The sequence below is a fragment of the Streptomyces sp. BF23-19 genome (assembly GCF_041106355.1).
GTDB classification, from domain to species: domain Bacteria; phylum Actinomycetota; class Actinomycetes; order Streptomycetales; family Streptomycetaceae; genus Streptomyces; species Streptomyces virginiae_A.
The window spans coordinates 19,787-30,924 of record NZ_JBGBPT010000100.1 but is presented as its reverse complement, the minus strand read 5'-3'; the positions used below and the strand labels follow the sequence as shown (position 1 = coordinate 30,924).

11 protein-coding genes and 1 pseudogene are annotated in these 11,138 nt (G+C 68.2%); 6 read left to right on the top strand and 6 right to left on the bottom strand.

Annotated elements, in window-relative coordinates; all coding sequences use genetic code 11:
* From AB8A24_RS37475 to galE, 3 genes are all read left to right on the top strand, one after another.
* On the top strand, positions 1-219 hold a 219-nt coding region (locus AB8A24_RS37475), incomplete at its 5' end, for a hypothetical protein (protein ID WP_369478722.1).
* Between the two features lie 233 nt (positions 220-452).
* Positions 453-707 carry a hypothetical protein gene (locus AB8A24_RS37470; RefSeq protein WP_369478721.1) on the top strand — a complete coding sequence of 85 codons (255 nt, stop codon included), beginning with the start codon at positions 453-455 and terminating at the stop codon, positions 705-707.
* A gap of 1,402 nt (positions 708-2,109) precedes the next feature.
* Complete coding sequence (gene galE, locus AB8A24_RS37465; RefSeq protein WP_369478720.1) at positions 2,110-3,105, top strand: UDP-glucose 4-epimerase GalE; 996 nt, start codon at positions 2,110-2,112, stop codon at positions 3,103-3,105.
* Positions 3,106-3,120: 15 nt separating this feature from the next.
* Here the strand turns inward: galE and AB8A24_RS37460 are convergent.
* The 3 genes and pseudogenes from AB8A24_RS37460 to AB8A24_RS37450 form a co-directional block, all read right to left on the bottom strand.
* Positions 3,121-3,979: pseudogene (locus AB8A24_RS37460) on the bottom strand (IS5 family transposase).
* 147 nt (positions 3,980-4,126) lie between these two features.
* A complete protein-coding gene (locus AB8A24_RS37455) occupies positions 4,127-4,474 on the bottom strand; it encodes a hypothetical protein (protein ID WP_369478719.1) in 348 nt (115 codons plus the stop codon).
* 563 nt (positions 4,475-5,037) lie between these two features.
* The gene (locus AB8A24_RS37450) at positions 5,038-5,388 is read right to left on the bottom strand and encodes a DciA family protein (RefSeq protein ID WP_369478718.1); all 351 of its coding nucleotides are present in this window, start codon (positions 5,386-5,388) and stop codon (positions 5,038-5,040) included.
* 126 nt (positions 5,389-5,514) lie between these two features.
* Between AB8A24_RS37450 and AB8A24_RS37445 the strand changes: the two genes are divergently transcribed.
* Together AB8A24_RS37445 and AB8A24_RS37440 are read left to right on the top strand one after the other, a co-directional pair.
* Entirely contained in the window at positions 5,515-6,309 is a 795-nt protein-coding gene (locus tag AB8A24_RS37445) for a hypothetical protein (protein ID WP_369478717.1), read from the top strand.
* 302 nt (positions 6,310-6,611) lie between these two features.
* Positions 6,612-6,821 carry a hypothetical protein gene (locus AB8A24_RS37440; RefSeq protein ID WP_369478716.1) on the top strand — a complete coding sequence of 70 codons (210 nt, stop codon included), beginning with the start codon at positions 6,612-6,614 and terminating at the stop codon, positions 6,819-6,821.
* 263 nt (positions 6,822-7,084) lie between these two features.
* Here the strand turns inward: AB8A24_RS37440 and AB8A24_RS37435 are convergent, their stop codons facing one another.
* Positions 7,085-7,276 carry a DUF1918 domain-containing protein gene (locus tag AB8A24_RS37435; protein WP_257552246.1) on the bottom strand — a complete coding sequence of 64 codons (192 nt, stop codon included), beginning with the start codon at positions 7,274-7,276 and terminating at the stop codon, positions 7,085-7,087.
* A gap of 406 nt (positions 7,277-7,682) precedes the next feature.
* Here AB8A24_RS37435 and AB8A24_RS37430 point away from each other — a divergent pair, with 406 nt between their 5' ends.
* Positions 7,683-8,993, top strand: a complete 1,311-nt coding sequence (locus tag AB8A24_RS37430; protein ID WP_369478715.1) for a hypothetical protein — start codon at positions 7,683-7,685, stop codon at positions 8,991-8,993.
* A gap of 53 nt (positions 8,994-9,046) precedes the next feature.
* On the opposite strand, the gene AB8A24_RS37425 is transcribed toward AB8A24_RS37430, so the two are convergent.
* Positions 9,047-9,568, bottom strand: coding sequence for a hypothetical protein (locus AB8A24_RS37425; RefSeq protein ID WP_369478714.1), 522 nt, complete (start codon positions 9,566-9,568; stop codon positions 9,047-9,049).
* A gap of 82 nt (positions 9,569-9,650) precedes the next feature.
* Complete coding sequence (locus tag AB8A24_RS37420; RefSeq protein WP_369478713.1) at positions 9,651-11,138, bottom strand: hypothetical protein; 1,488 nt, start codon at positions 11,136-11,138, stop codon at positions 9,651-9,653.

Here is an 11,138-nt window from a genome sequence, read left to right as displayed (position 1 = left end):
GCAAGGGACGAGGACATCTTCGTCAGGAACGCGATCGCGACTCGGGCAGACACCCCGCCGGCGCTGCGTGAACAGGTTGTGGCCACGCTGGAGCCCGACAACCCCCTTGCCGAGTGGATGCTGTCGTTCAGTCGCCACATTTGTCCCCCAGCCGCACCGGCCCCGCCCAATCTCACGCGGCAACAGGCAGAGTCCTTGCTCGCTCAGGCCGGGCTGTGAGGATGAGCTCCTGTCGTCAAGCGGCCTGAGGCAGGCCGACCAAGGACGTTGAGCCTGTGGCCTTCGCGGCCTCGGGTGATTCGCCGCGTCATCAACGTGATCGCAGCCCAGGTACCGTCAGAGCACCCGAATCACAGGATCGGAAGCAAGTACCCAGGATGATGCCTGGGTAGGAGGAGATCCTCGGCGAGTGGCTACGGGGCACTGTCGTACCCGGCACCTAGGATCCGGGCGTGGCAGACGAACAAGTAGGCGAACCAACGGCCCGGCAGAGACTCGTCGAGCTCAAGCTGGCCAGCGAGGCAGCGCGCATCGAGGCGCTGCAGGGGCCGTACTCGGCGGAGCGGTGGCGCCACTGGCTGGAGGCGGCGGCCGTCTTCGGTGACGTGGTGACGGAGCACGCCAAGCAGTACGGGCTGGAGAATCGATTCAAGCTGGAGAAGGACGTTGTGACGAAGGCGCTGCACCCGAGCCCGGCTGAGGACTGACAGACATCACGCCCGGTCCGCTGACGTGCAGATGCCCCACCCTGGGTGGAGGCGGCAAGGCGCTGCGGCGGGCCGGCTTGGTGGTGTACGCGCGGTTCGGGGTGGCCTGCGATGACGGCCTCCGGGCGAGCGTCCGCAGGGCGGCGGCCGACGCCGGTTTCCAAGCCACCGTGTCGCTGGTGGCGGCGGGTTTCCAGGGCCGGCGGACGTCGCGTGGCCACCGTTGGTGGTCTCGTTGACGGCGGTGCGCATCCCTACGATGGTCGCTATGGCCTCTGAGTGGGAAGTTCGGTTCCGGTCGCTGGACGGTACGAACCTGGTGGGGACGGTGACGCCGCCCGTAGGAGCGACAACCGGGCTCGCTGTGCTGGTGCACGGTGCGGGGGTGACGCGGGAGGAGGGCGGCTTCTTCACCCACGGCTCCATGGGCGCGTCCGTCCGGCCCGTATGTGCGGGAATCGACCGGCGTGCGAGCCGAGCTGGGCTTGCAGCCCGTTGTTCAGCCTGTATGTGCGGGAATCGACCGGTAGTTGTTACTGACGTCAGTAACGGCGGACCGTGCAGCCTGTACGCGCGGACGTGGACAGCGCCACGGCCGGATGCGCGCACTCCTGAGCAGGTCCAGCCCCGTACCCCGGGGAATCGGCCGTACTTCGCTCACGCCACCCACTGCGGCATGATGTCCGCCCGTACACGCGGGAATCGACGGGGGGCGCCGGTCCAGCCCGTACGAGCGGGAATCCACGGCAGATCGTGGACCGGGCGACCAGCGGCCTGGAGTCCAGCCCGGACGCGCGGGAGTCGGCGAGTGAACCTGAAGAAGCCGTCCAAGCCCCCGGGTTCAGTCCGTACGCACGGGAATCGTCGGACCGACCTCATCGACCGCCTGGAATCCAGCCTCTCCTGCGCCCATCAGGCCGACGGCGCCACCCTCAGCCCCGCTATCACCGTTCCGGACCAGACATCCGCCGAAGCACAGCCGTCCCGAGAGCCGGCCATCGATACGGCGCACCCCGTCATCCCACGACCGGCGGCCCGCACCACAGACACACGGGCCTGCCGCACGCCCACCCCATCCCTGCCCATCGGCCCCGGCCTGGGCGGTCCACCACCCCGTCCAGGCCCAGATCCCGCTATTCGGCCCCTTCCGCACAACCCCGTGATCACATGTCGGGCGGGACTGTAGAGGCCCCGCTGTACACAGAGCGCGGGAAATCCGGGAACCGTAGGCACGGTGACCCGAGCTGGTAGCAGGGCGCCCGCACGGGACGTCGGGCGTCGCCCGCGTCCGTGAAACCGGGCCTGGCCGGGCAGCCGAGAGGCCGCCCTTGCCCGTGTGCCTTGTCCTATAGCCTTGCCCGGTCGCCTGCTGGGGCTGGAACGAGGCCGGGAGAGAAACATCGTGGAGAAGGTCCTTATCGCCGGTGGAGCCGGCTACATCGGCAGCACGGTCGCTTCGGCCTGCCTGGACGCGGGCATCACCCCGGTGATCCTCGACAACCTGGTTCGGGGTCGTCGTGAGTTCACCGAGGGCCGCACCTTCTACGAGGGCGACATCGTCGACGGTGCGCTGGTGGACCGGATCTTCGCCGAGCACCCGGACATCTCCGCCGTGGTGCACTGCGCCGCGCTGATCGTGGTCCCGGAATCCGTCGCGGACCCGATCGGCTACTACACGGCGAACGTGACCAAGAGCCTCGAATTCGTCAGTCACCTGCACCGCAACGGCTGCGACCGCATCATCTTCAGCAGCTCGGCCTCCATCTACCAGGCCGAGGACGGCTCGCCGGTCAACGAGGACTCGCCGCTGGCGCCGCAGAGCCCCTACGCCCGAACCAAGGCCGTGTGCGAGGAGATGTTCGCCGACATCTCAGTGGCCGGCCCCCGCGTGTTGTCCCTGCGTTACTTCAACCCGATCGGGGCCGATTCCGAGCGGAGGACCGGGCTCCAGCTCAAGAGGCCCAGCCACGCCCTGGGTGTGCTCATCCAGGCGCACCAGGAGGGCCGCCCGTTCCCGATCACCGGGACGAACTATCCGACGCGCGACGGCTCGGGCATCCGGGACTACGTGCACGTGTGGGATCTCGCCGCGGCCCACGTCGCGGCGATCGAGCGCTTCGACTCCATCCTCACGGAGTCGAAGCGCTCGATCGCGATCAACCTCGGCACGGGCAGCGGGACCACGGTCCGTGAGTTGTGCGAGGCGTTCAACAACGTCGTCAGCACGCCCCTGGCCACGATCGACGCGGACCCGCGCCCCGGCGACGTGGCCGGCGGCTACACCAAGAGCGACCGGGCTGCTCAGCTGCTGGGATGGACGCCGAAGCTGTCCCTGGAGGACGGTATCCGGTCCGCGCTGGAGTGGATCCCGGTGCGCGACGAGCTGCTGAAGGACTAGGCAGTCTCGTTTGGATCACCGTGCGGACCAGATGAAGATGCCTGCGACGTGTAGTCCGGCCCGGTAGATGATCGCGGTCTTCTCGTAGCGTGTGGCGATGCCGCGCCACTGTTTGAGACGGTTGATGCATCGCTCGACTGTGTTGCGTTGCCTGTAGGCGGCGCGGTCGAATGCGGGTGGCCTGCCGCCCTGGCTGCCGCGCCGACCCAGCGCACCTTGCCGAGTCCGGAACCGTGGGCGACGCCGCGTCGAGCGATCACCGGCTTGATACCGCGCTTCCACAGCAGGCGGCGGTACTCGTCGAAATCGTAGCCACGGTCGGCATACAGGCGCCGGGGCTTGCGGCGGGGCCGCCCCCGCCGGCCCCGGATCGGCGGGACCTCGTTCAGCAGCGGGAGGAGCTGGGTGACGTCATGGCGGTTTCCGCCGGTGAGCGTGACGGCGAGTGGGGTTCCGTGACGGTCGACGATCAGATGGTGCTTGGAGCCGGGACGACCGCGATCCACGGGCGAAGGGCCGACATGATCCCCCCTTTGAGCGCCCGCACGTGCGAGCCGTCGACAGCGCAGTCGTCCACATCCAGCAGGTCCGCGCGACGCAGCTCGGTCAGTAGCGCGGCATACAGGCGCGACCAGATGCCGGCCTCGGTCCAGTCCCGAAGCCGACGCCAGGCAGTCACCCCGGAACAGCCGACAGCCTCGGCGGGGACGTCACGCCATGCGACACCGGTCCGCAGCACATACATGGCGCCCGCGAACGCCGTCCGATCCGGAACACGCAGACGCCCGGGGTAACGATGCCGCCGTTCGGGAGTGGGAGGCAGCAGCGGAGCTATGCGCTCCCACAGGTCATCGGGCACAAGATCAGCACGCACCCGGACACTCTGCCGACCAAGATCGTCGCGCACAAGACACGTGGCTCAACTCATTCTGAAACGATCAGTAAGGGCTCGATCCGCGCCCACTGCGCGTCAGTCAACGGCATACCCGGACCAACGATCAGATGATCGGAGAGTGGCGGACTAATCGCCCGAGAAGGCAATGCGCAGCTCTCTGTCCGAGCGGCAACGCAGGCCCCAGGCCAGTAGCGTCGAGACGGCCTGGCTCTCGGTGCCTCGCAGCCGAGCAAGATCCGAACCTTCAAGCTCCCGCACCATGCGGTCCACTGCCTCACCGCGCAGCAGGGTCTCCCCGTAAGGATCGACGTCAGCCAGGGTGGGCAGCCGGTGTCGGCCCAACGTTTCCAGGGCCGCCCAGAGCTCGCCATCGACGACTATCCGCTCAAGTGCCCCTGCTGCGGGACGTGGTCCTGCCTTCCGTCCGGTCCGAGGGGTTGAGACCCCGCGCCGCAGCTCGATGACGAGTGTCATCACACCCCCTCGTTGCCCCTCGGACCATCAATCTTACCGAGCAACAGCTCACCTTCATGATCCAAACGAGACTGCCTAGTTCACCGGCGGCGCCGTGCGTCCCCTTAAAGCCGTTAGGTCAGCTCGAGTAGTCGATCCCGACCCTCATGCGGTGCTCGACGATGCGCTGGCCAATGTCGGTAGCCCTGCCAGCAATCGGACGACCTCGGCGTCCGAAATGCCGGATTCTCGTGAAGTGCTGCAAAACAGTCCGCGCCCGTCGTAAAGTGCCAGGACGCCCAGTCTGCTCCCCGCGCACGCGGACCCCTGGACGCGCGTGCCGCCCGTGGGCTGCAGGTCCTGCTCCCCAGGCGTGCGGGGGATGGCCCCAACAAGGTCAAGCGGCAAGCCCGCGAGGACTGCTCTCCGTGTACGCGGGGATGAAACCTGGCGCCACGCCCCCAAGTCGCCGCAGCTGTACCGCTCCCCGCGCGCGGGGATGAACCCTCGCGGGGCCGCTCGCGGCCGGCGGTGTCGATCGGCGCCAGCTGCTCGTCGGGGTCGGGGAACGCCCACCGGCTCATTTACCACATCGCGGCGTTCTGCCACTGGACCGCTTCCGCAATGCCCGGCTTTACCCGGCGCGGCACCGCGACCTTCTGATGCGCAGCGAGCGCGCGGCGGTAGCCCGCGCACGCCGTCTCCCGTGTCTTCACCGGCCCCATGGAAGTCCTGCCCGGGGCCGGGGTGTCGTCGGCCGGATCGGGCGCGGGCACAGTGCCGGGCGGCAGGATCCGCAGGCTGCGCACGACCGTACGGCTGGCCGCAGCGTTGGCGGCCGCGATGACCCGGGCCTGCTCCAGGCACACCTTCGCCGCCCAGGCCGACGATTCCGGGCACACGGTGAGGTGGCCGGACTCCGGGTCGAAGCCCACCAGCCCCTAGATCACGCCGTCACCCGGACCGGGCTTTTGTGCCCACGCCGGGTGCAGGGGCGGGGGACAGAGCTCCCCCGTGCACCCGCCAGCGACCCCTGTGGGGGCAGCACGTCCCCGTCTGTGATGATCGCTCCGGTTGACGAGGAGGACATGATGGGTGACTGGGAAGACGGGCCGATGGGCCGGCATCGCCTGGACGGAGGTGGTGTCCGGTTCCGGATCGGCGATGTGCTGACGCTCGAATGCCCACTCACCGAGACCACAGTCGCTTCGGTCTCTCGCTTCTACGTGTCCGTACGGTGGCCGTGGAACGACGTCGATCCGGAGGCGCACAGCTTCTGCTGGAACGGCGAGACCGCGCTGCCCACCCCGGAGGCTTTCGACTGGGACCGTACCTACTTCCGTACCGTGCCGGCGGAAACAGACCTGAAGGCCGGCGATACCTGCCTGGTGGGAATCGCGCCGTCCGTGGTGCACGTCGCGTCTGTCCACCACTTCGATCCGCCTCTGGTGACTGGCATGCTGCCTCGCCCTGCCTGCTACCTCGAGATCCTGCGGCAGGGCGAAGCCCACGATCCCGAGCTCGAGGACCAGGGATATGCCCTCGATCCGGTCGGCGGTGAACCGATCCGCATCGAGTTGCTGTTCCGCCCCTACGCCTTCCTCGAGGCAGGCGATGAGATCGTTGACCATGACGGGCGTGCCTGGCGGATCGACGGCCCCTGGGACTGGCATTCCTTCGACGGTCAGCAGCCCACCATCCCGGCCTGGCCACTGGAGCTCCTCTCCCGCAACGGCGACCCGACACCCGAGGACACTGCGGCGGTCGCCCAGCAGACGGGGACAGGCAGCCACGAAGAAGAGCTGCAGCGTTGGACCCGTCTCGCTCTCACCAGGCCGTCCACCAACCAGCCGTAGCCGAACCTGGCCCGAAGGCCGTTGCCCCGCTTCCTTCAGTGCTGGCATGCGCACCTACCGTTGTCGCGGAATTGCGCACGCTGCAAATACCGACACTTCACCAGTGAAGACGGGTCACCACGGAGACGATCGTCGGCGCGATCACCGGCACCCTGACCCGCCCCCAACTCCTCGTCCTCGGACGCCACGACCACGACGGACGGCTACGCGCCGTCGGCCGCACCGTACCCCTGCGCCCGGACGCCGCCCGGCAGGTCGCCGAACACCTCACCGCGGCTGCCCCCGGACACCCGTGGGAGGGCGTGCGCTTCTCGGCCACGTGGGGGAGCCGCGACGACGTCCTCGACGCCACCCTCGTCCACCCCGCCCTCGTCGCTGAGGTCAGCGCGGATCGCGCCATCGACCGCGGCGGCATCTACCGCCACCGGCTGCGCTTTCAGCGGCTGCGCCTGGACGTGAGGGTGGAGGGCGTTCCGCGGTTCGGTCAGGGGCCGGCCGCGCCCGCCGGCTGAGCGGCCGCGGGACAGGTTGGGGCTGGCGGCTGGAGTTCAAAACGTGTTTCTGAACCAAAAGACGCAGGTCAGGACCGGCAGTGTGCAGCGAAATGCTCGGCGTTCGGGTAAGCGTCACAGTTCCCGCTACGCGAACGGAACTCCGGCGACTGGTGGGACTTCGGGCGCTGTTGGAGTCACTTCGCCAGCAGTCCGGTCCAGGGGCATCCCGTGACCACCAGGACACCCCGGAGCCCTTCCGGCCGGCTCAGGAATCTGGGTGCCTACTCCTCCTCGATGTGCCTTACGACAGTGTCGGGGCCCGGTGACATGAGGGTCTCGTGCCCGTCCTCGAAACGGACCCGGTAGGGAGGCGTGCCCTCCGGGCCAAGCACTTCGACGATCTCTGCTGACCGATCGTGCTGTCCAACTGTCCTGCCATGGACCAGCAGTCGGTCTCCCACGCTTGCTCGCATGTACCCAAGCTAGTGGCGAACGGCTTGTGAGGCCCGCCTGGACACCCCCGTACCGCCACCCGGCCCACGGGTTCGGAATCAGGTTGTCAACCAGCCCGACATCGGATCGTTTCCCCGCTCTGTTTGGCGGTGTGGCCAAGGTCCTGGGGGATCAGCCAATGGGCCCGCAAATCACGCCAGATGAGATGTAAATCATTCCGGATGCAATCGTATGCTCGATATAGGTGTGGTGTTCCGAGCGAGATCCGCTCGTCAGAGAACCCAGGGGGGAACCATCACATCCACATCACCACCTCGTCGTGCTCGCGTTTCGCTGTTAGCCGCCCTGGCCGCGACCGTCCTGTTCCAAGTGAGCGGTCCGGCATCGGCAGCGGACGGAGCCCAGCCTCATCAGGCCCGCACGTTCATGCTCGCGCCCGGAGCCGCGTTCCCCTCCCTTGAGGAGCTGAGGGAAGGTACGGGAGCTCGGCTGCCGGAGAGCGCGGAGTCCGCGAGCGAGGCTCCTACGACTCCGTTGGAGGTGGTCGGCCCGGCGGCCTCCTACGGCATCAAGGCGACGGTCCCCGCAGCCGTGGCCTCCGGACGCCAAGTGCAGGCTCTCGGCCTGGGCCAGATCGAAAGTCCCCGGTCGCCGGCGGCGGTGTCCTATCCGGAGCCGGCCCGGGCGGTGATGCTGAACGAGTGCAGGCAGAACCTGGCCGGGGAATCCCAGGTCTTCGTCAAATCGAGGTTCGCCGTCTGCACGGGCCTGAAGGTGGTCACCGTGTGGGCGAGGAAGAGCGGCGCGGTCGGGACCAGCTCTTACACGGTGTATGTGCGGGGCACGGTCCCCAAGGAGACGGACCGCACGATCTACTTCGACTATGACGTCACCGATTTCACCGCGGTGGGCTCCACCGGTGTGTCGGGTTTGAAGATCGGCCTCAAGGGCGATGTCGCCCAGGACTGGCCCGCCGCCGCGACGCCGGACGTGGGCAAGGCCCTGCCGGTGACGAAGACCTGGCTGGAGATGCAGTCCAGCCCCCACTACACGCACTCCGTCCGCTACGCGCCCGGGCAGGGGACGGGAGCGGGCGCGGCGGATCTGATCGCCGCGGTCTACCAGCCCTCGGTCACCTCCACCCTTCCCGCAGGATGGGTAGGCGAGAGCCCCAAGACCGGCAAGCCGTTCATGTTCGCCCCTCGGTGGGACGCCGCCTCCTACCTGCGCAACTCCACCGGCGCAGGCAACCCGGCCAACAAGGGTGGCGCGGCGTTCAGCATGATCGCCACGCTCGAGTACAGCTCACAGCCCGGGGCGCCCGAAAAGGCGGTGGCCGAGCACATCAAGCAGGCCTTCGCGAACCCTCGGGCGACCAAGCCTCTCAACGCGCTCAAGAACGTGCCGGGCGACACCGTCCAGGAACCCCTGAACCGCCTGTTCCTCGACCAGAAGCGCCACGACCGGAACCGGGCGGTGGCCGTGCGGGAGTGCAAGCACCATTGGGGCGCGAACTACACCGACGGCGGCAAGGAATGCGACGAGTTCCCCTTCGCCTCCACCTACCAGGGCTCCGCGGTCGAGGAATACGACCCGCACGTCGAGAAGAACAACTTCTCGGTCATGCCGGTTCCCGGGCCTGAGAACGGCGCCGCCGGAAACCTGCTGCGCGGCTTCTACAACGCCAACCGGGTCATCGACGGCGTCGAGGACGGCTTCATCGTAAAGATCAGCTGACTTCGGCGCCCGTTTGACGGGGTGGGCCGCGCGTGAGAGGCGGGCCCACCCTGTCAAAGGACTGTCGGCCAGAAATCGATCGTGTAGCGCTCAAGACGGTAGGCCGTGCCCTCGGACCGCGTCACAGCCTCCACCTCGGCTCGTCCGACGCAGGACACCCGTACCCGCCACGTCCCGGGACGGCCCAACCGGATGAGGTCCTCCGACCGGCCTGATCCCCACACGGCCACATCCCCGGTGACGGACTCGTAGTCGATTTCGGCCCGCTCATCCCAGTCACCGGCATCGGCATCGGCATCGGGCCGGCTGTCCCAGACCCTGGCCGTGACGGCGGCGGTGTGGGTGTGGCCGGCGCTGAACAGATCGAACCGCCGCACGTGCGCCTGCAGGAACACACCCCACTGGAAGTCGTCCGGGAACGGCACCGGCACCACGCTCTCGTCCGACTCCTGAAACGCGAACCCACGAAACTCGACCAGCGCGTCCAACTCCTGCCGCCCCAACAACCTGGCCACGACGACCCCTCCGCCCCACATCACGACAACGCCGAATCCCGCAGTAAGACCGTAGATCACGCCGTGTCTTCACCCACGGGAACCAGCCGGTCGCGAGCGAGCCCGACCGACCTTGAGGTGCGCCACGACGACCTTCCCGCTCTCACTCGTCGAGGTATGTGGTGCCGTCCGGTCCTGCGAAGACGAGCTGGGTCAGGGTGGGGCTGTGGTCGGAGCGGACGGTCACGCGGTACAGGCCTGTGTCGGGGACGGTGAGGGTGGCGCGGAGCCTGTCGTCGCCGTCGGCCTGAACCCGGGCGGACCTGGTGTATTCGCTGTCGACGGCCGAGACGGTGCATTCGATTCCGGCGGCGTCGTCGGTGCCGGTGACGATGAGGTCCCACTTGGCATGGGGGTGGACGTAGTCGGGGATGTTCAGCCCCAGCCCCTCGTCCGCCTGGTCCGGGCCGAGATGGTCGTCCTCGAGGAGGAAGTCGGCGACCGCGCGCCGTGCCTGCTTGCCGCTGGCGAGCGCACCGTGCTGGGCGTGGATGGGCATCGCGCGTCGCACGGGTGAGGCGGAGTCACGGTGGACGGTGCCGTCGCCCTTGACCGGGTAGCGCAGAGGTCGTCCGTGCTTGTCACGCTTGAGTTCGCCGTCGCTGTTCTCGCGGAAGCAGTACTCGGAGGCGTGGACGACGCCGCCATGGAGCTGCAGGGACTGGACGGTTTCCTGGCCGATGCCGGCGACGGGCCGGTGGTGGGGGAGCGGCCGACGGTAGAGGCTGTCGAAGAAGTCCGCGGACGTTGCGAAGAGTTCCTTGTCGCCGCCCAGGTCGGCGACGTCGGCGGGGGTGAGTCGGCGGACCGTGGGGCCGTCCTCCAGGCACCGGAACCGGGGCAGGAGATCGTGAACGCCGGGCATCGTGGCGGCCGCCGTGGCCAGGCGGTTGTGCGGCAGGGGCAGCGGAGCGCCTTGAAGGGTGTTGAGGATGTTGGCGGCGACGACGGATCCCTGGAAAGGAGTGCCCAGGGTCATGACCCCGCGGGTGTCGTCGGCGAGGTCCAGGTCGTTGCCAAGGTTGAGTGCCGCGTAGGTGACCAGACCGCCCATGGAGTGGGCGATGAAGACCAGTCGGGCCTCGCGTTCGTCGACAGCGTGTGCACGGGCGGCGATCTGGGCGCGATGGCTGCGCCAGCGGGTGAGGTGGTCCCGGGCGGCGGTGGCCAGGTTGTGGGCGTGGGCGGAGACGGGCAGGCGCCAGTCGTAGGGGAAGGCCAGGATGGCGTCGCGATGGGCGACGGTGTTCTCGATCGTGCTGAGGAGCTTGTGGTAAGGCTCGAAGCCCTTGAAGAAGGGGCTCCAGGTGGGGGTCTCAAGCAGTCGGCGCGCGCTGACGCGGCCGTGGTCACCGGCGAGTTCGTCGGACGTCAACTGGAGTGAGTCGAGCCCGGAGCGGGTGAGCCAGGCCCGGGTGAGCCACCCGCTGTTCGCTAATCCCCAGATGACCTCTTTGCGGCCGGTGTCGTACAACTCGCTGCCCATGATGCCCGGAACGACCACGACGGCATCGTGGGTGACGCGAGGGACGAGCTGCGGCTCGAGTCCGGGAGAAGGATTGGGGCTGTACCCCTGCGCCTGGTCAGTCAT

What these genes read in the sequence shown, in the direction of transcription:
- AB8A24_RS37455 (WP_369478719.1), bottom strand. Translation starts at nt 4,474, where the DNA reads ATGACACTCGTCATCGAGCTGCGGCGCGGGGTCTCAACCCCTCGGACC.
- AB8A24_RS37445 (WP_369478717.1), top strand. Translation starts at nt 5,515, where the DNA reads ATGATCGCTCCGGTTGACGAGGAGGACATGATGGGTGACTGGGAAGAC.
- AB8A24_RS37435 (WP_257552246.1), bottom strand. Translation starts at nt 7,276, where the DNA reads ATGCGAGCAAGCGTGGGAGACCGACTGCTGGTCCATGGCAGGACAGTT.
- AB8A24_RS37430 (WP_369478715.1), top strand. Translation starts at nt 7,683, where the DNA reads ATGCTCGCGCCCGGAGCCGCGTTCCCCTCCCTTGAGGAGCTGAGGGAA.
- AB8A24_RS37420 (WP_369478713.1), bottom strand. Translation starts at nt 11,138, where the DNA reads ATGACTGACCAGGCGCAGGGGTACAGCCCCAATCCTTCTCCCGGACTC.